General features: G+C 65.4%; 27 protein-coding genes and 1 pseudogene. 19 read left to right on the forward strand and 9 right to left on the reverse strand.

All coding sequences use genetic code 11. The features are described 5' to 3' along the window. The first annotated feature begins 76 nt into the window (after positions 1-76). The 3 genes from P9228_RS28410 to rsmA all read left to right on the forward strand — a co-directional run bounded on the left by P9228_RS28410 (position 77) and on the right by rsmA (position 2,973). The gene (locus P9228_RS28410) at positions 77-1,003 is read left to right on the forward strand and encodes a peptidylprolyl isomerase (RefSeq protein WP_066995711.1); all 927 of its coding nucleotides are present in this window, start codon (positions 77-79) and stop codon (positions 1,001-1,003) included. A gap of 78 nt (positions 1,004-1,081) precedes the next feature. Beyond that, positions 1,082-2,116 (forward strand): 4-hydroxythreonine-4-phosphate dehydrogenase PdxA, encoded by a 1,035-nt coding sequence (pdxA, locus tag P9228_RS28415; protein ID WP_278056768.1) that lies wholly within the window; start codon positions 1,082-1,084, stop codon positions 2,114-2,116. Further along, positions 2,113-2,973, forward strand: coding sequence for a 16S rRNA (adenine(1518)-N(6)/adenine(1519)-N(6))-dimethyltransferase RsmA (rsmA, locus tag P9228_RS28420; RefSeq protein ID WP_278056771.1), 861 nt, complete (start codon positions 2,113-2,115; stop codon positions 2,971-2,973). Before pdxA ends, rsmA begins: the two co-directional genes overlap by 4 nt. 48 nt (positions 2,974-3,021) lie before the next feature. Here the strand turns inward: rsmA and gmk are convergent, their stop codons facing one another. The 8 genes from gmk to fabD all read right to left on the reverse strand — a co-directional run bounded on the left by gmk (position 3,022) and on the right by fabD (position 9,913). Then, complete coding sequence (gene gmk / locus P9228_RS28425; RefSeq protein ID WP_066995702.1) at positions 3,022-3,696, reverse strand: guanylate kinase; 675 nt, start codon at positions 3,694-3,696, stop codon at positions 3,022-3,024. Positions 3,697-3,701: 5 nt separating this feature from the next. Next, positions 3,702-4,592 (reverse strand): YicC/YloC family endoribonuclease, encoded by an 891-nt coding sequence (locus P9228_RS28430; protein WP_278056772.1) that lies wholly within the window; start codon positions 4,590-4,592, stop codon positions 3,702-3,704. 155 nt (positions 4,593-4,747) lie between these two features. Next, positions 4,748-5,977 carry an endolytic transglycosylase MltG gene (gene mltG, locus P9228_RS28435; RefSeq protein WP_067330283.1) on the reverse strand — a complete coding sequence of 410 codons (1,230 nt, stop codon included), beginning with the start codon at positions 5,975-5,977 and terminating at the stop codon, positions 4,748-4,750. Between the two features lie 103 nt (positions 5,978-6,080). Next, positions 6,081-7,343 (reverse strand): beta-ketoacyl-ACP synthase II, encoded by a 1,263-nt coding sequence (fabF, locus tag P9228_RS28440; RefSeq protein WP_095779177.1) that lies wholly within the window; start codon positions 7,341-7,343, stop codon positions 6,081-6,083. A gap of 34 nt (positions 7,344-7,377) precedes the next feature. After that, on the reverse strand, positions 7,378-7,614 hold the full coding sequence (locus tag P9228_RS28445; RefSeq protein ID WP_006203723.1) for an acyl carrier protein: 237 nt from the start codon (positions 7,612-7,614) through the stop codon (positions 7,378-7,380). Positions 7,615-7,928: 314 nt separating this feature from the next. Beyond that, positions 7,929-8,666, reverse strand: coding sequence for a 3-oxoacyl-[acyl-carrier-protein] reductase (gene fabG, locus P9228_RS28450; protein WP_095800080.1), 738 nt, complete (start codon positions 8,664-8,666; stop codon positions 7,929-7,931). 10 nt (positions 8,667-8,676) lie between these two features. Continuing rightward, positions 8,677-8,943 (reverse strand): ribbon-helix-helix protein, CopG family, encoded by a 267-nt coding sequence (locus tag P9228_RS28455; RefSeq protein ID WP_127216608.1) that lies wholly within the window; start codon positions 8,941-8,943, stop codon positions 8,677-8,679. A gap of 28 nt (positions 8,944-8,971) precedes the next feature. Beyond that, a complete protein-coding gene (fabD, locus tag P9228_RS28460) occupies positions 8,972-9,913 on the reverse strand; it encodes an ACP S-malonyltransferase (RefSeq protein WP_127246212.1) in 942 nt (313 codons plus the stop codon). A 257-nt stretch (positions 9,914-10,170) separates the two neighbouring features. Here fabD and P9228_RS28465 point away from each other — a divergent pair, with 257 nt between their 5' ends. The 14 genes from P9228_RS28465 to P9228_RS28530 all read left to right on the forward strand — a co-directional run bounded on the left by P9228_RS28465 (position 10,171) and on the right by P9228_RS28530 (position 24,410). Then, positions 10,171-12,117: an LTA synthase family protein gene (locus P9228_RS28465; RefSeq protein ID WP_278056776.1), complete on the forward strand. Its 1,947-nt coding sequence runs from the start codon at positions 10,171-10,173 to the stop codon at positions 12,115-12,117. 360 nt (positions 12,118-12,477) lie between these two features. After that, positions 12,478-12,972 (forward strand): 30S ribosomal protein S6, encoded by a 495-nt coding sequence (gene rpsF / locus P9228_RS28470; protein WP_066995640.1) that lies wholly within the window; start codon positions 12,478-12,480, stop codon positions 12,970-12,972. After that, positions 12,972-13,220 carry a 30S ribosomal protein S18 gene (gene rpsR, locus P9228_RS28475; protein ID WP_006203718.1) on the forward strand — a complete coding sequence of 83 codons (249 nt, stop codon included), beginning with the start codon at positions 12,972-12,974 and terminating at the stop codon, positions 13,218-13,220. Before rpsF ends, rpsR begins: the two co-directional genes overlap by 1 nt. Positions 13,221-13,427: 207 nt before the next feature. Continuing rightward, entirely contained in the window at positions 13,428-14,012 is a 585-nt protein-coding gene (gene rplI / locus P9228_RS28480; RefSeq protein ID WP_095779181.1) for a 50S ribosomal protein L9, read from the forward strand. A 230-nt stretch (positions 14,013-14,242) separates the two neighbouring features. Next, complete coding sequence (locus P9228_RS28485) at positions 14,243-15,526, forward strand: cyclopropane-fatty-acyl-phospholipid synthase family protein (RefSeq protein WP_066995637.1); 1,284 nt, start codon at positions 14,243-14,245, stop codon at positions 15,524-15,526. Between the two features lie 44 nt (positions 15,527-15,570). After that, complete coding sequence (locus tag P9228_RS28490) at positions 15,571-15,855, forward strand: hypothetical protein (protein ID WP_278056833.1); 285 nt, start codon at positions 15,571-15,573, stop codon at positions 15,853-15,855. 1 nt (position 15,856) lies between these two features. Beyond that, entirely contained in the window at positions 15,857-16,822 is a 966-nt protein-coding gene (locus P9228_RS28495; protein WP_278056780.1) for a small ribosomal subunit Rsm22 family protein, read from the forward strand. Positions 16,823-17,091: 269 nt separating this feature from the next. Then, positions 17,092-18,582 (forward strand): replicative DNA helicase, encoded by a 1,491-nt coding sequence (locus P9228_RS28500; RefSeq protein WP_067330253.1) that lies wholly within the window; start codon positions 17,092-17,094, stop codon positions 18,580-18,582. Between the two features lie 230 nt (positions 18,583-18,812). After that, positions 18,813-20,231, forward strand: a complete 1,419-nt coding sequence (radA, locus tag P9228_RS28505; protein WP_095823654.1) for a DNA repair protein RadA — start codon at positions 18,813-18,815, stop codon at positions 20,229-20,231. Positions 20,232-20,258: 27 nt separating this feature from the next. After that, positions 20,259-20,939, forward strand: coding sequence for a CvpA family protein (locus P9228_RS28510; RefSeq protein WP_095800084.1), 681 nt, complete (start codon positions 20,259-20,261; stop codon positions 20,937-20,939). A 145-nt stretch (positions 20,940-21,084) separates the two neighbouring features. Next, complete coding sequence (gene purF, locus P9228_RS28515; protein ID WP_095800085.1) at positions 21,085-22,566, forward strand: amidophosphoribosyltransferase; 1,482 nt, start codon at positions 21,085-21,087, stop codon at positions 22,564-22,566. A 27-nt stretch (positions 22,567-22,593) separates the two neighbouring features. Then, positions 22,594-23,337 (forward strand): SDR family NAD(P)-dependent oxidoreductase, encoded by a 744-nt coding sequence (locus P9228_RS28520; RefSeq protein WP_067001369.1) that lies wholly within the window; start codon positions 22,594-22,596, stop codon positions 23,335-23,337. A gap of 76 nt (positions 23,338-23,413) precedes the next feature. Next, complete coding sequence (locus P9228_RS28525) at positions 23,414-24,055, forward strand: hypothetical protein (RefSeq protein WP_278056785.1); 642 nt, start codon at positions 23,414-23,416, stop codon at positions 24,053-24,055. A 130-nt stretch (positions 24,056-24,185) separates the two neighbouring features. Further along, positions 24,186-24,410, forward strand: a complete 225-nt coding sequence (locus tag P9228_RS28530) for a hypothetical protein (RefSeq protein ID WP_067001363.1) — start codon at positions 24,186-24,188, stop codon at positions 24,408-24,410. Positions 24,411-24,498: 88 nt separating this feature from the next. Here P9228_RS28530 and P9228_RS28535 read toward each other — a convergent pair. Beyond that, a pseudogene (locus P9228_RS28535) lies at positions 24,499-24,597 on the reverse strand (OsmC family peroxiredoxin); the annotation flags it as partial. A gap of 239 nt (positions 24,598-24,836) precedes the next feature. On the opposite strand from P9228_RS28535, the gene P9228_RS28540 reads away from it, so the two are divergent. Continuing rightward, positions 24,837-25,313: a VOC family protein gene (locus P9228_RS28540; protein ID WP_095800086.1), complete on the forward strand. Its 477-nt coding sequence runs from the start codon at positions 24,837-24,839 to the stop codon at positions 25,311-25,313. 119 nt (positions 25,314-25,432) lie between these two features. Further along, positions 25,433-26,935: a peptidase S10 gene (locus tag P9228_RS28545; protein WP_278056786.1), complete on the forward strand. Its 1,503-nt coding sequence runs from the start codon at positions 25,433-25,435 to the stop codon at positions 26,933-26,935. The last annotated feature ends 40 nt before the right edge of the window (positions 26,936-26,975 follow it).

Consider the following 26,975-nt stretch of genomic DNA (forward strand, 5'->3'; position numbering starts at 1 on the left):
ATGGGGTCGACCACATAGCGCATGCGTTCGGAGGACGTGCGGCGCCGTCGTGGCGGATAGGAATTGGGAAGGTGAGATGAGGAAATACCTGTTTTCGGCAGGATTCGCGCTGCTGGTGGCGGCGACCTCGGTTTCGATCGCGGCAATGACGCCGCCGGCATTCGCCAGCCAGATCAAATATGTCGTCAACAACATACCGATCACCACCGGCGACATCGCCCATCGCGCCGCATTCTTCAAGCTGCAGCGCAAGAAGGGCGACGCGGCCAAGGAAATGATCGACCAGACGCTGCGGCTTGCCGAGGCCAAGCGGCTCGGCATCCGCATCACCGACCAGCAGGTCGACGCCGCCTATCAGCGTTTTGCCTCCAACAACAAGATGCCGCTCGCGAAGCTCGACGCCGTCATGGCGCAGTCGGGCGTCACCAAGGAGCATTTCAAGGAGTTCATCCGCGCGCAGATGGCCTGGAACCAGGCGCTTGGCGCGCGCTACCGCTCCGGCGAGGGTGGCTCGGTGACTGAGCAGGATGCGGTCCGCCGCATGCTCGACAAGGGCGGCTCCAAGCCGAGCGCCACGGAATATATGCTGCAGCAGGTCATCTTCGTGGTGCCCGCTTCCGAGCGCTCGGCCACGCTTGCCAAGCGCAAGCGCGAGGCCGACGCCATGCGTGCCCGCTTCAACGGCTGCAACACCACGCGCGAATTCGCCAAAGGGCTGATCGACGTCACGGTGCGCGATCTCGGCCGCGTGCTGGCGCCGCAATTGCCGTCGGACTGGGCCGAGCAGATCAAGGCGACCAAGGTCGGAGGGGCGACGCCGACGCGCGAGACCGAACGCGGCGTCGAGTTCATCGGTATCTGTTCCTCGCGCGAGGTTTCCGACGACAAGGCCGCCCAGATGGTGTTCCAGGCCGAAGGCGGCAGCAACGACAAGGACGCCGACGAGCTCAGCAAGAAATATGTCGAGGAACTGCGCAAGAAGGCCACCATCGTCGAGCGATAGGCCGTTTCGGCGCATGACAGAACAAGGCTCGAGCCACCCGCCCTGCTTCGAAGCAGATATGGCGCCCCACGTGACGCCATGAGCGCAGGTAGGACCGACGCGCCGCTGGCGGTCAGCGTCGGCGATCCATCCGGCATCGGGCCCGAGATCGCCATCACCGCCTGGCAGGCGGGCGACAGCGCCGGCGTGCCGCCCTTCTACCTGCTCGCCGATCCTGCCCTGATCAAGGCGCGGGCGCGCGAGATCGGGGCCAACGTGGCGATCGTGGAGACCTTGCCGGGGCAAGCGGCGCATCACTTTCCCCGCGCACTGCCCGTCGTCCCACTCTACGCCCGGCATCTGGACAGTCCCGGAAAGCCGAATTCGGCCAATGCCGCGGGCACCATCGAAGCGATCGACCGCGCCGTCGCCGACTGCCTCGCCGGCCGCGCCGCCGCGGTGGTCACCTGTCCCATCGCCAAGAAGCCGCTCTACGACACCGGCTTTCGCTTTCCCGGCCACACCGAATACCTGGCGCATCTGGCCTCGCGCCACACCGGCGCCGAGGTGACGCCGGTGATGCTGCTTGCCGGGCCCGAATTACGCACGGTTCCGGTCACCATCCACATCGCGCTTGCCGAGGTGCCGAAGGTTCTGACGAGCGAGCTGATCGTGGCCACAGGACGTATCACCGCGGCCGACCTCGAGAGCCGCTTCGGCATCGCGCGGCCCAGGCTCGCCATAGCCGGGCTCAATCCGCATGCCGGGGAAGGCGGCGCGATGGGCACGGAGGATCTGTCGATTGTCCTGCCTGCGGTCGAGGCGCTTCAGGCCGAGGGCATCGATGCTGTCGGGCCGTTGCCGGCCGACACGATGTTCCATCCGCAGGCACGCGCCGGCTATGACGCAGCCCTTTGCATGTATCACGACCAGGCGCTGATCCCGGCCAAGACGCTGGGCTTCGACGAGGCGGTCAATGTGACGCTCGGCCTGCCCTTCATCCGCACCTCGCCGGACCACGGCACGGCGTTCGACATCGCCGGCAAGGGCATTGCACGCGCCGACAGCCTGATCGCGGCGTTGAGGCTGGCTCGCCGCCTCGCCGACAGCGGCCGCCGGACTGCGGCGGCATGAGGCTCGATTTGAGCGGGGGGCGCACGACCATCGACGGATTGCCGCCGCTGCGCGAGGTGATTGAGCGCCACGGTTTGCAGGCGAAGAAGGCGCTCGGCCAGAACTTCCTGCTCGACCTCAATCTGACCAGCAAGATATCGCGCGCGGCCGGCGACCTCAGCGAGACGACCGTGATCGAGGTCGGGCCCGGCCCCGGCGGGCTGACGCGGGCGCTGCTCTTCAACGGCGCCAAACGCGTGATCGCCGTTGAGCGCGACGAGCGCTGTCTGGAAGCGTTGGCGCAGGTGTCCGGCCATTATCCCGGCCGGCTCGAGGTCATTCCCGGCGATGCGCTGAAGACGGATTTTGCCGCGCTTGCCGGCACGACGGGCGGCAGCCCGGTGAAGATCGCCGCCAACCTGCCCTACAACATCGGCACGGAGCTTCTGATCCGCTGGCTGACGACGGCCGACTGGCCGCCCTTCTACCAATCGATGACGCTGATGTTCCAGCGCGAGGTGGCCGAGCGCATCACAGCAAGCCCGGGCAGCGACGCCTATGGCCGGCTTGGCGTGCTTGCCGGCTGGCGCACCGAGGCAAAGATCGTCTTCGACGTGCCGCCGCAGGCCTTCACTCCGCCGCCGAAGGTCACGTCCTCGGTGGTGCATCTGGTGCCGCGTGCATCTCCCCTGCCCACCGACGGCAAGAGGCTGGGGCGCATCACCGAAGCCGCCTTCGGCCAGCGCCGCAAGATGCTGCGGCAAAGCGTGAAGAGCTTGGGCGGAGAAGCCCTGCTCACCCGCGCCGGCATCGACCCGACGCGCCGGGCCGAGACGCTGAGTGTGGAAGAGTTCGTAAGGTTGACGAACGCGCTGTAGCCCGCCGGCCTGCTTCTCCCCTTGTGGGAGAAGTGGAGGCACTGCCTCTCACTCCGTCTTCTCGTCCAACAAGCCCGAGATGAAATCGAACAGGCCCGGCCGACGGTCGCGGCGCAGGCGCTCGGCTGTAACGATTGCACGCACCTCGGCAAAGGCGCGGTCGAGATCGTCGTTGACGATGACGAAGTCATATTCCTTCCAGTGCTCGATCTCGACGCGGGCATTCTTCAGCCTGGTCTCGATGACCTGCTCCTGGTCCTCGGCGCGGCGCTTCAGGCGCGCCTTCAACTCCTTCATCGAAGGTGGCAGGATGAAGATCGAGACAATGTCGGCGCGCATCTTCTCCTTGAGCTGCTGGGCGCCCTGCCAGTCGATGTCGAACAGCATGTCGCGGCCTTCGGCAAGTGCTGCCTCGGCCGGCTCGCGCGGCGTCGCATAGAAATTGCCGTGCACCTCGGCCCATTCGAGCAGCGCGTCGGAATCGCGCAGCCGTTCGAACTCGCGCATGGTGCGGAAAAGATAATGGACGCCCTCGATCTCCGAGCCGCGACGCGGCCTGGTGGTGACGGAGACCGACAGCTCCAGGCTCGAATCGCTTTCCAGAAGATTGCGCGCGATCGTCGACTTGCCGGCGCCCGACGGCGACGACAGCACCAGCATCAGCCCGCGGCGGCGGATGCGGGACCCCAGATCCCTGGCGGCCGTAGGCTCCTTGGCAACCATCCCCGTCACTCCAGATTCTGAACCTGCTCGCGAAACTGGTCGACCACCGCCTTGAGCTCCAGCCCGATCGCGGTGACCGCGGCGGCATTCGACTTGGAACACAAGGTATTCGATTCGCGATTGAATTCCTGCGCCAGAAAATCGAGCTTGCGGCCGACGGCGCCGCCGCTGGAAAGCAGCGTGCGGCCTGATGCGACATGTGTCTTCAGCCGGTCGATCTCCTCGCGGATATCGGCCTTGGTGGCGAGGAAGGCCGCTTCCTGATGCAGACGGACCGCGTCGAGATTGGCCGACGCATCCATCAGCAGGCGGACCTGTTCGGTGATGCGCTCGCGGATCGCCGCCGGCCCGCGCGACGGGTCGGCCTCGGCCTTCAGCGTCAGCGCCTCGATGGCGTCGATATGGCCGGACAACAACTTGCGCAGCGCGGCACCTTCGCTCTGCCTTGCCTGCTCCAATCCGGCCAGCGCCATGTCCAGCGCCGACAGGATCGTCGCGTCGAGGGCGGCGCGTTCCTCCTCGGTCTCGACCGTCTCCAGGATGTCGAGCACGCCGCGCAGCGCCAGCAGACCGTCAGCCGTCGCCGGCGCGGTGCCGAACTGCTCCTGGAGGCGCTTGGCCAGTCCCGCCAGGTCCTTCAGGAACGCCTCGTTGACCACCGGCTGCGCCTGCTGGGAGGCGGCGCGCGCGACAGTCAGCGTTGCCTGGAAATTGCCGCGCGCGAAGCGCTTCTGCACGGTCTGCCTTACAGCGGGCTCCAGCCGGTCGAAACCCTGCGGCAGCCTCAGCCTGACCTCGACGCTCTTGCCGTTGACCGATTTGACTTCCCAGGCGATCGACGTGCCGTCGAGCTCAGCGACGGCTCGCGCGAAACCGGTCATGCTCTGCACGTTCATGATGCGTGTCACCCCTTGACGCAGGCCCGGCGCGATTGCCCGAGCATGCGCCCCTAGCAAGACGCCGGACCTCTGGCCAGCGTCGGATGTCCCCTCAAAACATGAATACGGCCCGGCGTCAAAGGAGGCGGGCCAGATCCGGCAATCAGCGCGGCCTACTGGGCCGCGTCCCCATTTTCGCCGCTGGCGCCTGCACTGGCACCGTCGTCGGGAGTGGCCGGCGCCGTCGTCTGGCCGGAGGCCTTGGCCGCCGCATCGGCCTGCTTCTTCTGCACCGCCCGATAGCGGGCGACGTTCTGGTTGTGCTCTTCCAACGTCGCGGCAAAGACATGGCCGCCATTGCCGTCGGCGACGAAATAAAGGTCGTCGGTCTTCGACGGATTGGCCACCGCCTCGAGTGCGGCGCGGCCCGGATTGGCGATCGGCGTCGGCGGCAGGCCCTTGATCAGATAGGTGTTATACGGCGTCTGCTTCTCGATGTCGGACTGATAGATCGGCCTGTCGGCCGGTTTGCCCTTGCCGCCGAAAAGGCCGTAGATGATGGTCGGATCCGACTGCAGCCGCATACCCTTGGCGAGCCGGTTGAGGAAGACCGCGGCCACGCGCGAGCGCTCGTCGCCCCTGCCCGTCTCCTTCTCGACGATCGAGGCCAGGATGACGAAGTCCTCCATATTGGCGATCGGCAGGTCGGGCGCGCGATGCGCCCAGACGTCCTCGACCAGCTTCTTTTGGTCGGCGACCAGCTTTTCGACCATCTGCTGCCGGGTGGCGCCGCGCGTGAAGCGCAGCGTGTCGGTCGCGATGCTGCCCTCGGGCGGCATGGCCGCCGGCATGTCGCCGGTCAGCGCCTCCTGCTCGGCCACGCGCTGCAGCGCCTGCTCAACCGTGAGCCCCTCTGGGATGGTCAGGGAATACATTACCGACTTGCCGCTCTTGAACAGCTCCATGATGTCGCGCATCGAGGCACGCGGCTTGATGGCGTATTCGCCGGCCTTCAGCGCGGAATCGTTGCCGGTGGCACGCACCCCCAGCCTGAAGATGCGCGCATCGCTGACCAGGCCGCGCCGCTCCAGCTGGTCGGCGATCTCCTGAACGCCGGTGTTCGGCTTGACCATGAAGGTGTCGCCATTGGCGGACGGGCCCGGCTCAATGAAGGCCTGCATGCCGAAATAGAGTGCGGCACCCGAGGCAAGCACGACCAGGATGACCAACGAAAGGAAGAAATTCAGGAATACGACGACCTGGCTGCGCGACGCGCGCGAGCGTTTTGACGGCGGCGGCGTGCCGGCCTCGGGGCGCAGCGCCTCGGCGGCTGTCTTGGGCACGATCGGTCCTTGCGCCTGACGCTGTCCGAATTCTCCACCGCCGCCCGGATTTGTATTCATGGCGCCCTACCGTCTGATCTTGCAACGAATCCCCTAGCCGAAGTGTAGGGGCAAATTTGGCAAAAATGACGGCAGGCGGCGGACCTGCCGGTAGGCTGAATGTTCAGCCATCGTAACGTTGGAAGACGAGCGAGGCGTTGGTGCCGCCGAAGCCGAAGGAGTTCGACAGCGCCACATCGATCTGGCGCTGGCGCGGCTTGTTCGGCACGAGATCGATCGCCGTCTCGCGTTCCGGATTGTCGAGGTTGATGGTGGCGGGGGCAATGTTGTCGCGGATTGCGAGGATCGAGAAGATCGCTTCCGCGGCGCCCGCAGCGCCCAGCAGATGACCGATCGACGACTTGGTGGACGACATCGAGATCTTGGAAGCGGCATTGCCGACCAGCCGCTCCACGGCGCCGAGCTCGATCGTGTCGGCCATGGTCGAGGTGCCGTGCGCATTGATGTAGTCGATGTCGGCGGGCGAGAGCTTCGCCCGATTCAGCGCCGCCGTCATGCAGCGGAAGGCGCCGTCGCCGTCCTCGGCCGGGGCGGTGATGTGATAGGCATCGCCGGTCAGGCCGTAGCCGGTGACCTCGGCATAGATCTTGGCGCCGCGCGCCTTGGCGTGCTCGAGCTCCTCGAGGACGACGACGCCGGCGCCCTCGCCCATGACGAAGCCGTCGCGGTCGCGGTCATAGGGGCGCGAAGCGATCTCGGGCGCATCGTTGCGCTCGGTGGAGAGCGCGCGGCACGCGGCGAAACCTGCCATCGAAAGCCGGGTGATCGGCGCTTCGGCGCCGCCGGCCACCATGACGTCGGCATCGCCCCAGATGATCAGCCGCGCGGCATCGCCGATGGCGTGCGCGCCCGTCGAGCAGGCAGTGACGACAGCATGGTTCGGGCCTTTCAGCCCGTGCCGGATGGAAACCTGGCCGGAGACCAGGTTAATGATCTGTCCGGGGATGAAGAACGGGCTGATGCGGCGCGGGCCGCGCTCCTTCAGGATCATCGCGTTCTCGGCGATGCCGTCGATGCCGCCGATGCCCGAACCGATCAGCACGCCGGTGGCGCACTGGTCCTCATGCGTCTCGGGCTTCCAGCCGGAATCGGCCAGCGCCTCGTCGGCGGCCGCGATGCCGTAGAGGATGAAGTCGCCGATCTTGCGCAGTTCCTTCGGCTCGAGCACGGCCTCGGGATTGAAGGTGCCGTTCGAGCCGTCGCCGCGTGGAATGACGTGGGCGATCTTGCAGGCAAGGTCGTCCACCTCGAATTCGGTGATGCGGCAGGCGGCGCTGCGGCCGGAAAGCAGTTCCTTCCAGCTGTGCTCGACACCCATGCCGAACGGCGAAAGCAGGCCAAGGCCCGTGACGACGACTCGCCTCATCGCAGGTCCTCCCCGGCGATACCCGCGGAACGCCTCAGGCCGAGGCCTTGTCGATATACTTCACGGCATCGCCGACAGTCAGGATGGTCTCGGCGGCGTCGTCTGGAATCTCGACGCCGAACTCTTCTTCGAACGCCATCACGAGTTCGACCGTATCGAGGCTGTCCGCGCCCAGATCGTCGATGAAGCTCGCCTGCTCCGTCACTTTGTCGGCATCGACGCCGAGATGCTCGATGACGATCTTCTTGACGCGCTCTGCGGTGTCACTCATTTGGGGCCTCGTCTTACGTTGTGTTGTCTTCGTTAGCGGGCGGAATGCCGCTAATCAAGCTGAAAGATGGTCTTGTGGGAAACGCAACGCCACAGGACCGGTTTTTGCCCGAACCGCCGGGTTGCCGGCCGCATTACACGAAAAACAGCGGGCGTCCAAGCCGAAATGGCTGTTTTCACAGGCGCCCGGGGCTCGGTCGCCCAGGTGTGTGAGATTCAGCTCAAGCCGAGCCGAAAATGGCGGCTTTCGAGGGCCGGAGCGGAAGCGCAGGAAGCCGCCGTTTGCAGGCCGGCATCACCTGAATCTCAAATACCCTAGATCATCGCCATGCCGCCATTCACGTGGATGGTCTGGCCGGTGACATAAGCCGCCTCATTGGAAGCGAGATAGGCGACGGCCGAGGCAACCTCGGCGCTGGTGCCCATGCGCCGGGTGGGAATCGCCGCCATGATGGTTTCTTTCTGCTTGTCGTTGAGCTTGTCGGTCATGGCCGATTCGATGAAACCTGGGGCGACGCAGTTGACGGTGATGTTGCGGGTGGCGATCTCCTGCGCCAGCGACTTGGAAAAGCCGATCATGCCGGCCTTGGAGGCGCAGTAATTGGTCTGGCCGGGATTGCCGGTGACGCCGACCACCGAGGTGATGTTGATGATGCGGCCATGGCGGCGGCGCATCATCGGATGGGTGAGCTCACGAGTGAGCCGGAACACGGCGGTCAGGTTCACCTCGAGCACGGAATCCCAGTCGGCGTCCGACATGCGCACGAATAGGCCGTCCTTGGTGATGCCGGCATTGTTGACCAGGATGTCGACGCCTTCGAGATCGGCCTCCGCCTTATGGCCGAGCGCCTTGACCGCGTCGCGGTTGGTCAGATCCGCCGGGAAGAGCTTTACGCGGTCGCCGAGCTCGCCAGCCAGCGTTTCCAGCTTCTCCACGCGGGTGCCGTGCAGGCCGACGATCGCGCCCTGGCTGTGCAGCACCCTGGCGATCGCCTCTCCGATGCCTCCCGATGCGCCGGTGACGAGCGCCTTACGGCCGGTCAGTTCGAACATTGCTTCAACCTCATTCTTCCGGACGCCCCGCGAGCGACCCTCGTTCCGCATTTGTCATGTTGTCCAGGCCATACCAGAAGTTCTCGGCGCTCACGACCGATTCTTCACAAAGCCTGATCTGCTCCAGCACTTCCGCAGCCAGGTAATAGTCCTCGAGATCTTCGAGTCCACGCTCAACGAAGTCACGCAGGTATTCGGCTTTGCTTCGACCAGTCATCGCCACGAGATCGTCGAGGCGATGCTCGACTTCGGGAGAAAGACGGATGGAAGTAGGAATGCCGCACCAGCCAGCAAGAGTTTCCCGTTTATCCTAAAGTTGCCAGCGCCGCCTCGACTTCCGCGGCCGCGCCGATGGCGCCGGTCGCGATATCGCGGTTGATGCGTCGCGCCAAGCCCGACAGCACCTTGCCGGCGCCAACCTCGTAAAGCGTCGCGACACCTTTGGCGCCGAACCATTCCACCGTCTCGCGCCAGCGCACGCGGGCGACGACCTGCTCGACCAAGCGGCGGGCAATCTCATCCGGGTCGCTGGTCGGCGTGACCGAAACATTTGAGACGATGGGAACCACCGGCGCGCTTTTCGCGACCCCGCCCAGCGCCTCGCGCATGATATCGGCGGCTGGCGTCATCAATGCCGAGTGAAAAGGTGCCGAGACCTGCAGCATCAGCGCCCGCTTGGCACCCTTTTCCGCGCAGAGCTTCGCCGCCAGTTCGACGGCCGCCTTGGCGCCGGAAATCACCAGTTGGCCACCGCCATTGTCGTTGGCGATCTGACAGACAGAGCCTTGTGCCGCTTCGGCGCAGGCGGCTTCGACATCAGCCTGCTCCAGCCCGATGATGGCAGCCATGGCGCCCTCGCCCGCCGGTACCGCCGCCTGCATGGCGTTGCCGCGGGTGCGCAGCAGTCGCGCGGCATCGGCCACCGAAACGAAGCCGGCTGCGGCAAGCGCCGAATATTCGCCGAGCGAATGGCCTGCGACATAAGCCACCTTGTCCTTCAGCGAAAAACCGCGCGATTCCAGCGCCCTTACGGCCGCCAGCGACACCGCCATCAGCGCCGGCTGGGCATTGGCCGTCAGCGTCAGCGTTTCTTCCGGCCCTTCCCAGATCAGCTTCGACAGTTTCTCGCCGAGCGCCTCATCGACTTCCTCGAAGACGCGGCGCGCCTCGGGAAAGGCATCGGCGAGGTCCTTGCCCATGCCGACGGCCTGGCTGCCCTGTCCCGGAAAGGTGAATGCGACGGCCATGTTAGCGTCTCCAGCGGCTGGTTTTTCCCTGCCTCTGGCGCAAGGCGGACGGCCAAGTCAAGCCCGCAAGCACCAGTTCAGCAGCTGTTCCAGCCGGGAGAACGGCCGAGTTCTCTGTTCTGAAAGGCTTTTTGGCGATCACACCTGATGAAAACCGCTGACGAATCGTTTGCTGGCTCTTCTTATTTCCGCCACAGGCGCTAGCTTTGTGTGACATTTCGATGACAGTGGCGTGACGCGAGTGGAAGACGCGTGACATGGGCCGGGGAAGCAAAGTGGCTAGGATCAGGAAAGGCGCGGCCAAACCCGCGCCGCAATTTTTGGAAGACGATCCGTCCACCGGCTATCTGCCGGGGCGCAGATGGCCGATTGTCCGCTACGGCCTGGCGACGCTGCTTGCCTCCGCCCTTCTGGTGTTCGCCATCGAATGGATCGTGCGCGGCGACTTCTTCGGCACCGTCGACTTCTTCCTGCAGCCCTTCAAGCCCGGCTGGACCACCATCATCGTCTTTTCGCTGGTGCTGATCGGGCTCGACGCCATTCTCGGCCGCAGCCATCAAAGCCTGATGATCGTCGCGCCGGTGACATTGGCATTGGCCTTTGTCGGTCACCAGAAATCGCACTATCTGGGCGATCCGCTCTACCCGACCGATTTCCTCTATGCCCGCCAGATCATGGCGCTGATGCCGCTTCTGGTGCGCGAGCGCCCCTGGACGGCCGTGCTGCTTGCGGCGGCGATCGTCGCCAGCCTCGCGCTGCTCGTCTATGGCTGGCGGCTCTGGCGCCGGCGTGTGCCGATCCTCAGCCGCAAGGGACGGCTGGCGCGCTTGACGCTTGCCGTGCCGCTGCTCGCCTTCTTCGTCTCGATCATGGACTACGCCACCTTCTCGTGGACGCGCGACAGGCTGCAGATCATCCCGATCATGTGGGACCAGAAGGAGAACTATGCCTCCAACGGCTTCGCGCTCGCCTTCGCGCTCAACGTGCCGATGGCGCATGTCTCGGCCCCGCCCGGCTATTCCGAGAAGACGATGGATGCGATCGCGCGTCCCGGGGTTGCCGCCTCGGTGCCCGACCAGAAGCCCGATATCATCGTGGTGATGAGCGAATCCTTCTGGGATCCGACGGAGCTCCCCGGCGTCAGCATCAAGCCCGATCCGATCCCGACGGTGCGCGCGCTGCGCTCGGGCTCCATGTTCTCGCCGGAATTCGGCGGCATGACCGCCAATATCGAGTTCGAGGCGCTGACCGGCTTCTCCAACGCCTTCCTGCCGGCGGGCTCGATTCCCTATCAGCAATATGTGCGCACGCCGACGCCGTCGCTGGCGACTTTCCTGAAGAGCGAAGGCTATAGGGCGCGCGCCATCCACCCGGGCACCAACTGGTTCTGGAACCGGGGCGCCGTCTACGCCGATTTCGGCTTCAGCGACTTCCGCTCGGAAGAGACGCTGCCGCCGATGGAAAAGCGCGGGCCGCTGGCCTCCGACGCGGCCATGACCGACGAGATCATGCGCGAGGCCGATGCCAGCGACGAGCCGGTATTCCTGTTCGCGGTCAGCCTGCAGAACCACGGGCCCTACGAGCCCTACCGCTATTACAATCCGACCCATAGCGTCGACGCGCCGATCAGCACCTGGGCGCGGGAATCGCTGCTCTCCTACGCCGAAGGCTCGGCCGACGCCGATCGCGGCCTGCAGCGCCTGATCGACTGGGCGAAGAAGCGCGAGCGGCCGACCATCATCGCCTTCTTCGGCGACCACCTGCCGCCGCTCGGCCCCGTCTATGTCGAGACCGGCTTCCTCAAGGACAATGTCGCGCCGCGCAAGGAGCCGACGCCCGAGGCGGCGCTCGAGCATCACGACACGCCGCTGATCATCTGGTCGAACCGCTCCGGTCCGGTCGAGAATCTGGGCTCGGTGAGCCCCGCCTTCCTGCCCTATCATATCCTGACCACGGCCGGGATCACCCACCCCTATTACACCGGCTTCCTCGGCGCGCTGCGCGAGCACTACCGGGTGGTTGACCGCAACCTTTTGCTGTCGCCCTCCGGCGAGGCGACGCCCGACTGGGCGCGGCAGAAAAAGATCGATCCGAAGATCAACGATTTCCGCCTGATCCAGTACGATATGATGTTCGGCAAGCGCCGGATCGCGCCCGACTTCTTCCCCGAGACGGTAGTCCCGCTCGTCGCGCATATGAGCTGAGTAGATCGCCTTCCGACGAAATGACCGACCTGCGGCCGGCGGGTCAGCCAATTCCCACAAGCGCCGCCAGGCCTGCGACACTGCGGAGCCGCCGGCCCTCTCTCCCGCCCTTGCCTTCCTCACGAATTGCTGTATAGACGCCGGCAATCTGCCGGTCCTTGCTGGGGGCTGAACGGAGGGCCGTGGCCTTAGAGGGCCACGTCATGAAGCCAGAAGCGCTTTGGGCCTCCCGTGTCTCCGCTCTCGACCGTCTCGTGATGCTCCTTTCTTCCCCGCGCGCCTTTGCGACCGGGTCAGACAAGTTGCAGAGGCTTAGCCGCGAGGGCCGGTGAGAGAAACGAAGAAAGGCAGAAAAACATAATGGCTCTTTACGAACATGTGTTTCTTGCCCGGCAGGACCTGTCGCAGCAGCAGGTTGATGCGCTTGTCGAACAGTACAAGGGCGTCATCGCCGCCAATGGCGGATCGGTCGGCCGGATCGAGAACTGGGGACTGAAGTCCCTCACCTACCGGGTCAAGAAGAACCGGAAGGCTTACTACACGCTGATGGACATCAACTGCCCGCCAGCCGCGCTCAACGAAATGGAGCGCCAGATGGGCCTGTCGGAAGACGTGCTGCGCTTCCTCACCATCAAGGTCGAGGCGCATGAGGAAGGCCCCTCGGCGATGATGCAGAAGCGCGAAGAGCGCTCCGAGCGCGGCGGCTTCGGCGACCGCGACCGTGGCGACCGTGGCCCGCGTTCGTTCGGCGACCGCGACCGCGGCGACCGTGGCCCGCGCTCGTTCGGCGACCGTGATGGCGGCGACCGTGGTCCGCGCCGCCCGCGCGAAAACGTTGAAGGGGGTGCAGAATAATGGTCGACATCAACCAGATCCCGACCCGGCGTCCGTTCCATCGCCGCCGCAAGACCTGCCCGTTCTCCGGCGCCAACGCTCCGAAGATCGACTACAAGGACGTGCGTCTGCTGCAGCGCTACATTTCTGAGCGCGGCAAGATCGTGCCGTCGCGCATCACCGCCGTCAGCCAGAAGAAGCAGCGCGAGCTCGCCAAGGCGATCAAGCGCGCCCGCTTCCTCGGCCTGCTGCCCTACGTGGTTCGCTAAGCTATTGATGCGGGCGGCTTGCCGCCCGCTTCGGCCCACGGCGACGGGCGCCGCGACGGGCAGGCTCAAATCCCGAGTTGAGGCCATAAACCTCTAACTGCCGAAACAGGCAGGACAGCGACACCGGCGAAGACGCCATTTGCTTCCTGACCTGTTCCCAAAGAATCCGCCGTCATCCGCGATGGCGCCAACCAAAGGAACGAAACCATGGAAGTCATTCTCCTCGAGCGCATTTCCCGCCTCGGCCAGATGGGCGAAACCGTCAAGGTCAAGGATGGGTTCGCCCGCAACTTCCTGCTGCCGCAGGGCAAGGCGCTGCGCGCCAACGAAGCCAACAAGAAGAAGTTCGAGGGCCAGCGCGCCCAGCTCGAAGCCCGCAACCTCGAGCGCAAGTCGGAGGCTGCGCAGATCGCCGAGAAGCTCGACGGCAAGAGCTTCATCGTCGTGCGCTCGGCCGGCGAGACCGGCCAGCTCTACGGCTCGGTGTCGACCCGCGACATCGCCGAACTGCTGACCGCCGAGGGCTTCTCCGTCAGCCGCAACCAGATCGAGCTCAACCAGCCGATCAAGACCATCGGCCTCTCCAACGTGGCGATCGCGCTGCATCCTGAAGTCGAGGTCACGGTGACGCTCAACGTCGCCCGCTCGGCCGATGAGGCGGAGCGCCAGGCCAAGGGCGAGACGCTGACGACGGCCGAAGCCATCTATGGCGAAGACATCAACGACAACGCCCGGCCGGAAAACTTCTTCGATCCGAACGCCGAATTCGAAGGCGGCGAGGACAACGCCTGATCGACAAGGCAGGAGCCGCGCTCCGGCTCCTCCTGCGTCCAGCGCCGACTGGACCAACGCCCGGGTCTTCGACCCGGGCTTTTTTGTGCCAATAGGAACTTTTCTGATCCCTATATCTTGTTGCAGATTACGGCGTGGCGCGTCGATTGGACGCGGGCGATGCGCTGTGGCACTTTCGATTTGGCATTCGGTCCGACTGCCGGATGGTCCGTCTGAGGGGACATTTGGTCATGAACATCCTGTTGAAACACGTTCTCGAACGGCTGGTGCGGACCGGCGACCTCAAAGTGACCGGGCCGAAAGGCACGACGCATAAATTCGGCGACGGCAGCGGCGAACCGGTACACATCCACATCAAGACCATGCATGCCGAGCGCGCGATCACCTTCGATCCGATGCTGGCCGTGCCCGAAGCCTATATGGATGGCGAACTGGACATCCCCGAGGGCGGCGTCCTCGGGGTGATGCGGATCGCTTTCCAGAACATGGGCAGCGGCGGCATCGACGTGACCTGGTCGAAGGCCATCGAAGGTCTGCGCCATGCCTTCCGCCGCCTGCAGCAGATCAACACGGCGTCGAGATCTCGCCGCAACGTGCAGCGCCACTACGACCTCTCCGGCGAACTCTACAAGCTTTTCCTCGACGAGGACATGCAGTATTCCTGCGCCTATTTCGAACAGCCCGACATGACGCTGGACGAAGCGCAGGTCGCCAAGAAGCGCCACATCGCCGCCAAGCTGAGACTCAAAGCCGGCCAGACGGTGCTCGATATCGGCTCCGGCTGGGGCGGCCTCGGGCTTTATCTCGCCAAGGCCTTCGACGTCGACGTGCAGGGCGTGACGCTATCCACCGAGCAGCAGGGCGTCTCCACCGACCGCGCACATGCACTGGGCCTGCAGGACCGCGCGCATTTCGACCTCAAGGATTATCGCGCGCTCAACGAACGCTTCGACCGCATCGTCTCGGTCGGCATGTTCGAGCATGTCGGCGTCAACCATTACCGGACTTTCTTCGACAAGGCGGCGACGCTGCTCAAGCCCGACGGCGTGATGCTGCTCCACACCATCGGCCGGTCCGGCGTGCCGTGGGCGACCAGCGCCTTCATCCGCAAATACATCTTCCCGGGCGGCTACGTCCCGTCGATGTCGGAAGTGCTGCCGGCGATTGAGAAATCGGGCCTTATCGTCACGGACATCGAGATTCTCAGGCTTCACTACGCCGACACGCTGAAGCATTGGGGCCAGCGCTTTGCCGCCAACCGCGACAAGGCTAAGGCTATCTATGACGAGCGCTTCTGCCGCATGTGGGAGTTCTACCTTGCGGCCTCGGAAGCCGCCTTCCGCTGGCAGGATCTGGTGATCTTCCAGTTCCAGATCGCCAAGAAGAACGACACGCTGCCGATGACGCGCGACTATATGGCCAAATGCGAGAAGGCGCTGGAATTGCGCGACCTCGGCCATCAGGAGCCGGCGACGCCCGCCGTCAAGCCGACCCGCCGCAAGAAGGTGGAATAGAACGGCGGCGATTGCCGCTTGCCATTGCGGCCTGACGCGCCGAGATCGCCGGCTGCTTTTGCTTCTGGGCCTGGTGGCGGCTGGGGAAGTCGCCGCTCTGGCTGGTGCCAGGTCTGGCGTCGCTGGCATTGTTCGGCTTCCTTTTGGCGCTGGTCGACACGAGCGCCGCCGGTCGCGCTTATGCCGCCTATGGCGGCATCTACATTGCCGCTTCGCTCGGCTGGCTTTGGCTAGCCGAAGGCGTGCGCCCCGACCGTTTCGACCTCGCCGGAGCCGCGCTCTCGATCGTCGGCGCCTCGGTGATCCTGCTCGCGCCAAGAGGAGCCTGAATTGGAACTGCCCACCGCGCTCCGGCAAGGCGTCGACAGCCTGCTCGAAAAAGTACCGCTGCCGGCGCTGAAACAGGCCGCGAGAACGCTTTCGGAACGCTATCGCGCCGAGTTGCGTGACGGCCGCCTGCATATGGGCGAAGACATGGCGGTGAAGGCTTACCTGGCGACCAGGCTGCCCGCCACCTATGCCGCCGTTCGCGCTTGCCTGGACGCGCTGGCGGACGCCCGTCCGGATTTCCAGCCGAAAAGCCTGCTCGATATCGGCGCCGGTCCTGGCACCATGCTTTGGGCCACGGCCGATACCTGGCCGGAGCTCGAACGGGCGGTTCTGGTCGAGGCAAGCGCGGCGGTGCGCAAGGTCGGCCAGTCGCTGGCCGCCGGCGCGATCGCTGTCCGCGCGAGCTGGGTAGCCGGCGACGCCACCATCGATCTCGACGGTCTCGACCCGGCGGACTTGATCAGCGTCGCCTATGTGCTCGACGAGATCGCGCCGGCCTCGCTGCCAAAACTCGTCGACCGGCTCTGGCGATTGACGGCCGACACGCTGCTGATCGTCGAGCCCGGCACGCCGGCCGGCTGGCAGCGTATCCTTGCCGCGCGCCGGCAGCTCATCGAAGCCGGCGCGCATGTCTCGGCGCCCTGCCCGCACGAGGCGCCCTGCCCGCTCGCTCCGCCAGACTGGTGCCATTTCTCGCGCCGCGTCGCGCGTTCGCGGCTGCATCGGCTCGCCAAGGACGCCGACGTGCCGTGGGAGGACGAGAAGTTCATCTACCTCGCCGCCTCACGTCTGCCGGCGCCGGCGCGCGCGTCACGGGTGATCGCGCCGCCAAAGGGCGGTTCGGGCAAAGTCGTGCTCAAGCTCTGCCAGCCCAACGGCCATGCCGGCGAGCGCCTCTCCAGCAAGCGCGACGGCGATGTCTTCAAGGTGGCGAGGCGGGCGGACTGGGGCGACACGCTTGGCTGAGCCGCTTGTGATTCAGGGGCGAGGCGACACGGCGCAGACAAGCTTGCCACGACTGACATAGCCGGCATCGCATTTTCCTGTTTTGTTCTCGTTCGAGGCCCGCTAGGGTTGCGCACTTCGATTCGAGTCAATCACGATTCTTTCCACGGAAAAATTTCGGTTGTGAATCGCGAGCATCGAAGCCGGTTGGAACCTCACTGTTGCAGATAAGTCAGCACCGATTTTTCCAGTTCTGATATCGAGGAAGCGGGATCGAAATCGGGGACATCATGGCTGAAGCAGCGCGCAAGCTCGGCGTGGCGGAGCAACCGCTCTACCGCGAGGCACCGAACAACATCGAGGCCGAGCAGGCGCTGCTTGGCGCAATTCTGGTCAACAACGACGCCTTCTACCGCGTCTCGGATTTCCTCAAGCCCGCGCATTTCTATGAGCCGCTGCACCGCAAGATCTTCGAGGTCGCGGCCGAGCTCATCCGCATGGGCAAGATCGCAACGCCGATCACGCTGAAGACCTTCCTGCCGGCGGAAGAGAAGGTCGGCGACATGACCGTGGCGCAGTATGTCGTGCGGCTCGCCGTCGAGGCGGTCACCGTCGTCAACGCCGCCGATTACGGACGCGCCATCTACGACCTCGCCACGCGCCGGGCGCTGATCACCGTCGGCGAAGACATGGTCAACATCGCCTATGACGCGCCGGTCGACATGTCGCCCTCGGAGCAGATCGAGGACGCCGAGCGGCGCCTGTTCGAGCTCGCGGAGACCGGCCGCTACGACGGCGGCTTCGAGAGCTTCAACGACGCGGTCAAAACCGCCGTCGACATGGCCAACGCCGCCTATATGCGCGACGGCCATCTGTCAGGCATCGCCACGGGGCTGCGCGACCTCGACCGCCGCATGGGCGGCCTGCAGCCTTCCGACCTGATCGTGCTTGCCGGGCGCCCCGGCATGGGCAAGACCTCTCTGGCCACCAACATCGCCTTCAATATCGCCGAGGCCTATCAACCGGCGCAGCAGGCCGACGGCACCTTCAAGGCGGCCAATGGCGGCGTGGTCGGCTTCTTCTCGCTCGAAATGTCGTCGGAACAGCTCGCCACCCGCATCATCTCCGAGCAGACCGAAATCTCGTCATCGAAGATCCGCCGCGGCGAGATCTCCGAGATGGATTTCGAGAAGCTGGTCGCCTGCTCGCAGACGATGCAGAAGATCCCGCTGTTCATCGACCAGACCGGCGGCATCTCGATCGCGCAGCTCTCCGCGCGGGCGCGGCGGCTGAAACGCCAGCGCGGCCTCGACCTCATCGTCATCGACTATATCCAGCTGATGCAGGGCTCGAGCGCGCGCGCCTCGCAGAACCGCGTGCAGGAAATCACCGAAATCACCACGGGCCTGAAGGCTCTAGCCAAGGAGCTCGGCGTGCCGATCATCGCGCTGTCGCAGCTGTCGCGTCAGGTCGAAAGCCGCGACGACAAGCGCCCGCAGCTCTCGGACCTGCGTGAATCCGGTTCGATCGAGCAGGACGCCGACGTGGTGCTGTTCGTCTACCGCGAGGAATACTACCTCAAGAACCGCGAGCCGAAGCTCGGCACCGACGAATACATCAAGTGGGAAAACGAGATGAACGAGGCGCGCGGCAAGGCCGAGTGCATCGTGGCCAAGCAGCGTCACGGACCGACCGGCACCGTCAGCCTCGCCTTCCATGGCGAATTCACGCGGTTCTCGGACCTGGCCGAGGAGCATCATTTGCCGGAGAGGTTTGAGTAGTTTTTGGCCCACGTCAGCGCTCCGTCACACCCCCCTCTGTCCTGCCGGACATCTCCCCCGCAAGGGGAGAGATTGGCTGTTGCCACGACCTTCGCCAATCACCGCCGTTGCAAGAAGAGCGCCGGCGGCCAAGCTGCTGATCTCCCCCCTTGCGGGGGAGATGGCCGGCAGGCCAGAGGGGGGTGGGCGGGAACGCCGGCCTTCGAAAATTTGCGATCGGCCCAACGCTAATGGCCAAATCGCGCGTTCAGTTCATCTGTCAGAATTGCGGCTCGGTGCATCAGCGCTGGGCCGGCAAATGCGACGCCTGCGGCGAGTGGAACACGCTGGTCGAGGAAGGCACCGCGGGCGGCATCGGCTCGGGGCCGGCCAACACCCGCAATGTGCGCAAGGGCCGCGCCGTGGTGCTCACCAGCCTCTCCGGCGACATCGAGGACGCGCCGCGCATCGTCTCCGGCATCGGCGAGCTCGACCGCGCCACCGGCGGCGGCTTCGTGCGCGGCTCCGCCCTTCTGGTCGGCGGCGATCCCGGCATCGGCAAGTCGACGCTGCTGACGCAGGCCGCAGCCGCTTTGGCCTCGAAAGGCCACCGCATCGTCTATGTTTCGGGTGAGGAAGCGGTCGCGCAGATCAGGCTGCGTGCTCAGCGCCTCGGTGTCGCCTCGACGCCGGTCGAACTCGCCGCCGAGACCAATGTCGAGGACATCCTCGCGACAATCGCCGACGGCAAGCGGCCCGATCTGGTGATCCTCGATTCCATCCAGACGCTGTGGACCGATCTTGCCGATTCGGCGCCCGGCACGGTCACCCAGGTGCGCGCGGCCGCCCAGGCGATGATCCGCTATGCGAAATCCACCGGCGCCGCGATCGTGCTCGTCGGCCATGTCACCAAGGAAGGCCAGATCGCCGGCCCTCGCGTCGTCGAGCACATGGTCGACGGCGTGCTCTATTTCGAGGGCGAAGGCAACCACCACTTCCGCATCCTGCGCACGGTGAAGAACCGCTTTGGGCCGACCGACGAGATCGGCGTCTTCGAGATGTCGGACAAGGGCCTGCGCGAGGTCGCCAATCCGTCCGAGCTGTTTCTTGGCGAGCGGCATGCGAAATCGCCCGGCGCCGCCGTCTTCGCCGGCATGGAAGGCACAAGGCCGGTGCTGGTCGAGATCCAGGCGCTGGTGGCGCCCTCTTCGCTCGGCACGCCGCGCCGCGCCGTCGTCGGCTGGGACGGCGCGCGGCTCTCCATGGTGCTGGCGGTGCTGGAAGCGCATTGCGGTGTCCGTTTCGGCCAGCACGACGTCTATCTCAATGTCGCCGGCGGCTACCGCATCTCGGAACCGGCGGCCGATCTCGCGGTCGCCGCAGCATTGGTTTCGTCGCTCACCGGTCTTGCCCTTCCCGCCGATTGCGTCTATTTCGGCGAAATCAGCCTTTCGGGCGCGGTAAGGCCGGTTGCGCATGCGCAGCAGCGCCTTAAAGAGGCCGAAAAGCTGGGTTTCGGAAGCGCGGTGCTGCCGCTCGGCAGCGAGGAAGTCGTTGGCGGTAATGGGGCCGGGGGAATCGCAGCCGGCGCTTTCCAACCCACCGAGCTTGCCGACCTGGTGGCGCGCATAGCCGGCTCACGGCGCAGTCGCGCCGACGAGGGGGAGTGATGCAGCTCATGATGTGGGGCGAAAGACATGCCGATTACGCTGCTTGACGGAATTCTCGTCGGCTTCACCCTGGTCTCAGCGATGCTTGCCATGGTGCGCGGCTTTTCCCGCGAAGTATTGTCGGTGGTGTCGTGGGCAGCGGCGGCGGCGGCGGCCTTCTTCTTCTACAAGCCGGTCCTGCCCTACGTTCAGCCCTATGTCGACAACGACAAGATCGCCATGGCCGCGGCGGCCGGCATCGTCTTTGTCATCGCGCTGATCGTCGTCTCGGTGATCACCATGAAGATCGCCGACTGGATCATCGATTCGCGCATCGGCGCGCTCGATCGCACGCTCGGTTTCCTCTACGGCGCGGCGCGCGGCATCCTGGTCGTCGCGGTGGCGCTATTGTTCTTCAACTGGCTGGCCGGCGCCAAGGCGCCCGCCTGGGTTGCCAACGCCAAGTCGCGGCCGCTGCTCGAGACGATCGGCGCCAAGCTCGAAAGCGTGCTGCCCGAGAACACGGAAGAGCTGGTCAACAAATACACGCGTAAGGGCACGCCCCAGGCCGGCGCGCCGGCGACCACCGACCAGCCCGCGGCCGAACCGCCGGCGACCGGCGACGACAGCGCGACGGCGCCCGACGACAGCGAAGGCGCAGCGCCGGCCGACAATGAGCCGGCTCCAGCCCCCGCCCCGGCTCCCGCCACCCCGGCGCCGGCAAACTGAGGCGCCGGCAAACTGAGGCGCCGGCAAACTGAAACCAGGCCAGTTCCGGCACTGGCCTGGGGCATGTTATGGATGCGGCATCGCATGCGTTGCGTTCGATGAGCGATCGCCTTATATGGCGGTTTTAGCGGAGCTTGAGCCCCAGATGGCAGACTCAACGGCAGACGCAGGCAAAGTCCTTTCCGCCGAGGCCGATGACCATTTCCATGACGAATGCGGCGTGTTCGGCATTTTCGGCCGGCAGGACGCGGCAGCCATCGTCACACTCGGGCTTCACGCGCTCCAGCATCGCGGTCAGGAAGCCGCCGGCATCGTTTCCTATGACGGCACCCAGTTCCACGTCGAGCGTCATGTCGGGCTGATCGGCGACACCTTCACCAAACAGAACGTCATCGATCGCCTGCAGGGCAACCGCGCCATCGGCCACACCCGCTACGCCACCACCGGCGGCGCGGGCCTGCGCAACATCCAGCCCTTCTTCGCCGAGTTGGCCGAAGGCGGCCTTGCCGTCGCCCATAACGGCAACCTCACCAATGCGCTCACCGTCCAGCGCGCATTGCAGAAACAGGGCTCGATCTTCTCCTCCACCTCCGACACCGAGACGCTGCTGCATCTGGTCGCCACCAGCAAGGAGCGCGATTTGAACTCGCGTTTCATCGACGCCGTTCGTCAGGTCGAGGGCGCCTTCTCGCTGGTCGCGATGACGGCCAAGAAGATGATCGGCTGCCGCGATCCGCTCGGCATCCGTCCGCTGGTGCTCGGCGACCTCGACGGCGCCTGGATACTCGCTTCGGAAACCTGCGCCCTCGACATCATCGGCGCCCGCTTCGTGCGCGATATCAAGCCGGGCGAGATGGTGGTCATCACCTCCAAGGGCATCGAGAGCCTGTTCCCGTTCGAGCCCCAGAAGACCCGCTTTTGCATCTTCGAATATGTCTATTTCGCGCGGCCGGATTCCTCGGTCGAGGGCCGCAACGTCTATGAGGTCCGCAAGCGCATCGGCGCGGAGCTGGCGCAGGAGAACCCGGTCGAGGCCGACATCGTCGTGCCAGTGCCGGATTCCGGTACGCCGGCCGCGATCGGCTTCAGCCAGGCCGCGGGCATTCCCTTCGAGCTTGGCATCATCCGCAACCACTATGTCGGCCGCACCTTCATCCAGCCGGGCGATTCCATCCGCCACATGGGCGTGAAGCTCAAGCACAACGCCAACCGCCGCATGATCGAGGGCAAGCGCGTGGTGCTGGTCGACGATTCCATCGTGCGCGGCACCACCAGCCAAAAGATCGTGCAGATGGTGCGCGACGCCGGCGCGAAGGAAGTGCATATGCGCATCGCATCGCCGCCGACCAGCGCATCGTGCTTCTACGGCGTCGACACGCCGGAGAAATCGAAGCTTCTGGCATCGCGCATGTCGGTCGAGGAGATGGCCGAGTTCATCCGCGTCGATTCGCTCGGGTTTTTGTCGATCGACGGGCTCTACCGCGCCGTCGGCGAGGCGCGCCGCGACAACGACCAGCCGCAATTCTGCGACGCCTGCTTCACCGGCCAGTACCCTACCCGCCTGCTCGACTTCGAAGGCCACGACAACGTGCGCACGCTGTCGCTGCTGGCGAGCGGCGGGTCGTAAGCCGGTCCACCCCACGGAATCCCTCACATGACCCTCGACCTTTCCGGCCGCGTCGCGGTCGTCACAGGCGCCTCGCGCGGCATCGGTTACTTCATCGCCAGGGAACTGGCTGCCGCCGGCGCGCATGTCGTCGCGGTCGCCCGCACCGTCGGCGGGCTGGAAGAGCTTGACGATGCGATCAAGGCCGACGGCCGCGGACAGGCCACGCTGGTGCCGCTCGACCTCGCCGACATGGCGGGCATCGACCGGCTGGGCGGCGCGATCCACGAGCGCTGGGGAAAGCTCGACATCCTGGTCGCCAATGCCGGTATACTCGGGGTGATCTCGCCGATCGGCCATGTCGAAGCAAAAACCTTCGATAAGGTAATGACCGTCAACGTCACCGCGACCTGGCGCCTGATCCGTTCGGTCGATCCGTTGCTTCGGCTCTCCGACGCCGGACGCGCGATCATCATGTCCTCCAACGCGGCGCACTCGGCGCGCGCCTTCTGGGCGCCCTACGCGGCCTCCAAGGCCGCGGTGGAGACGATGATGCGCTCCTGGGCGCATGAGACCGAGAGCCTGCCGCTTCGGGTCAACGCCGCCGATCCGGGCGCCACCCGCACCGCAATGCGCGCTCAGGCCATGCCGGGCGAGGATCCCGAGACGCTGCCGCATCCGTCCGAGATCGCCAAACGCATCGTGCCGCTGGCAAGCCCGGACTTGAAGGAAACCGGGCTGATCTTCCAGGCCAGGCACAACCGTTTCGTCGCCTATCGGCAACCGGAATAAACCTGCCTCAAGGCGGATGAAACAGGCCTCCCGCTACGTTCTTCGAATGTAGAACATTCGAAACCGGAGGACCGACATGCGCAGACTTCTTCTCGTTGCCGCCACCGCCATTACCGCCGCACTCGCCGCCACGGCAGGCGCGGCCCTGTCGCAAGACGCCAAGATGAGCTTCTTCGTCACCAGCGTCGGCTCCGGCAAGGGCGCCGATCTCGGCGGCCTCAAGGGTGCGGACGCGCATTGCGCCTCGCTGGCAGAAGCGGCCGGTGTCACCGGCAAGACCTGGCACGCCTATCTCTCCTCCAGCGCCGAGGATGCGCGCGACCGCATCGGCAAGGGTCCCTGGTTCAATGCCAAGGGCGAGAAGATCGCCGACGACGTCGCCTCGCTGCACAGCGACGCCAACGCCATCAGCAAGCAGACGGCGCTTACCGAGAAGGGCGAAGTCGTCAACGGCCGCGGCGACAAGCCCAACCGCCACGACGTGCTGACCGGCTCCAAGCCCGATGGCACCAAGATCGCCGACCAGACCTGCGGCGACTGGACGATGAGCGGCACGGAAGGGGCGGCCATGACGGGCCATCACGACCGAGTCGGCCTCGACGAATCGGCCGCGGCGAAGTCGTGGAATTCCTCACATGCTTCGCGCGGCGGCTGCAGCCAGGAGGCGCTGAGAGGCACGGGCGGCGACGGCCTGTTCTACTGCTTCGCTGTCGAATAAGCGTCCGGCCAGCGGTCGTTCACGGGTCTGTGACCAGGGCGGGGGAGCGTATGCCGCCGCCCTGCTTTCGCCATTTGCTGGGAGTTGCTAGCATCGACCCGACTCCGACATCCAGCAAAGAGGAATTCCCATGGCTGCCACCCCCAGCGTAGCGTTGGTCTGGTATCTTGTGATCGCCGGCCCGCAGGGCGGCATGGCGGTGCTGCCCAGCACCTTCGACACCCGCGAACAGTGCACCAACGCGATTGCCGAATATCAGAAGCAACCGACGCCGCAGGGTTGGGCCGTGCAGTGCGTGCCGAGCGCCTCGCCTTTCACCGACGAAGGGGATGCGGAAGTGCCATCGGCACAGTAGCGCCAGCTGATCTCCCCCTCGTGAGCCCTTGTGAGGAGGAAGTGGCCGGGAAGCGGCCGGAAGGGGTCGTCGCGCGTGGCGCGCCGGCTCCTGTCGCCGAATGGAGTTCCGCCACCGCAAGCGCCTCCACCTTGCAGGCGATCAACTGACCGTCGAGCCTGCCTCTGGCCCCGAGTGTGATCAGCGCCTTGACCTGGTCGAGCCTCCTTCAGCGGTGCCTGCAGATGCGGTGGCGTCCATTTGCATCCCTTCCGCAGTTTTCGGTGCCTTGACAGCACGGAGATGCTGGCGGGACAGCGCGCCTCTGCCCCGCCGGGCATCGGACGACACCGTCGCCGATTTCCAAACTCGAAAGCGAGATACCCTGTCGGGTCGAGCGAAACTCGATCGTCCTTGGGCCGTTGCCAGACAGGAAGGAGATCCAGCATGGCCAAGGTGACCTCGCATCTGTGGTTCGAAAAGGACGCGCGGCAAGCGGTGGAATTCTATGTCGCCACCATTCCCAATTCAGCGATCGGCCGCACGACCGATGTGCCGGCGGACAATCCGAGCGGCCCCGCCGGCAGCGTCAAGATCATCGAATTCGTGCTCGACGACCAGAATTTCGTCGCGCTCGAAGCCGGTCCGCTCGATCCGTTCAACCATTCCTTCTCGATCCTCGTCGAGCTCGATAACCAGGCCGAGATCGACCGCATCTGGAACGCCTTTCTCGGCAATGGCGGCAAGCCCGAGCAATGCGGCTGGCTGAAGGACCGCTGGGGCCTGTCCTGGCAGATCGTGCCAAAAATCCTCGGCGACATGGCCGCACATCCCGACCGCGAACGCGCCAAACGCGCCACCGAGGCGATGCTGGGCATGGTGAAGATCGATGTCGCGGCGCTGGAGCGAGCGTTTGGGGGGTGAAGCTGCCAATCTCCCCCGCGACGGGAGAGATCGAAGTTCCAACGCAGCGCCAAGCCTATCCCCTTTGACTTCGGCCGCCCCGGCCATACCTTTGCGGGGGTCATTCCCGCGGAGGTCGCATGCGGTCCAAGTTGAAGCTCCTGCTCTTCATCCTCCTGGCGCTCACAGCCTTTGCGCAGCCAGTCGGCGCCGAAACACCTGAACGGCCGGCGCCGGCCGGCGGCGTGTTGTCGCTTTTGCCGCCGCCGCAGGTCACCGAGCATTCGATCACCCTTGGCGGGCGCAAGCTCGACTACCAGGCCAAGGCCGGCACGCTGTCGCTGCTTTCCGGCAAGGGCGAGGTCACGGCCGAGATCTTCTACGTCGCCTACACGCAGCAGTCGCCTGCCCCGGCCAAAGAGCGGCCGATCACCTTCGTCTTCAACGGCGGGCCGGGCGCGGCCTCCGCCTACCTGCATCTCGGCGCGATTGGCCCGCGCATCGTTGCGACCGCTGCCGACGGCCAATTCCTGCCGCCGCCACAAAGGCTCATCGACAATCCGGACAGTTGGCTCGACATGACCGATCTCGTCTTCGTCGATCCGGTCGGCACCGGCTACAGCCGCGAAGCGCCGGGCCAGGACACGAAAGGGTTCTGGGGCGTCGACCAGGACGCCAGCTCGGTCGGCGCTTTCATACGGCTCTATCTGGCGCAGAACGGCCGCACCGCTTCACCGCTCTTCCTCGCCGGCGAAAGCTATGGCGGCTTTCGCGCCGCGCTGCTCGCCAGGACGCTGCAGGAGGATGTCGGCTTGAGCCCCTCCGGCATCGTGCTGATCTCGCCGGCGCTGGAGTTCATGCTGGTGCGGCCGGACCAATTCGATCAATTGCACTGGGCGCTCGAACTGCCTTCGCTGGCGGCGGTGCGGCTTCGCGCCGACGGCGTCAGCGGCGAGGCGCTGCGCGACAGACTGGCCGAGGTCGAACGCTATGCGCTTGGCGACTATCTGACGGCTCTCGCCAGCGGGCTGGAGCAAGGCGGCAAGCTCGCCAGCGGGCGCGTGGCGGAAATCACCGGCCTGCCGCTCGATCTCGTCGAGCGCAATTTCGCCCGTGTCCCTACCGGCCTGTTCACCCGCGAGTTCCAGCGCGCCAAGGGCAAGGTGCTCAGCCCTTACGATGCCACGATCAGCACCGCCGATATCTCGCCGGGCAGCGCCCGCATAGAAGGCCCGGACCCGGTGCTTGACCGCAGTGTGCCGGTGCTGACCTCGGCCTTTGTCGCTTACGCCCGTAACGAACTGAATTATCGCACGGATGTCAGCTACCGGCTGCTCAACGGCGAGATCAGTCGCAATTGGGAGTACGGCACCTCGGGGCAAGGCTATGCCGGGGCGATGAACGACCTGCAGCGGGCGCGTTCGCTCAACCCCTCGCTCGGCGTGGTCATCGTCAACGGCTATACCGACCTGGTGACGCCCTATCTCGCTTCGCGCTATCTGGTGAACCAGCTTCCCTCGCTCGCCGACGCCAAACCGATCCGGCTCGATGTCGTGGAGGGCGGCCACATGATGTACCTCAGGCCCGACGGAAGGCGCGCGCTGAAGGAGGCAGCCTCCGAGCTCTACCAGGCGACGCAGTAAGCGCTTCTCGATCGGCCACGAGGGCTCTGCCCCAACGCAA

Source organism: Mesorhizobium sp. WSM4898 (assembly GCF_029625845.1).
Classification (GTDB): domain Bacteria; phylum Pseudomonadota; class Alphaproteobacteria; order Rhizobiales; family Rhizobiaceae; genus Mesorhizobium.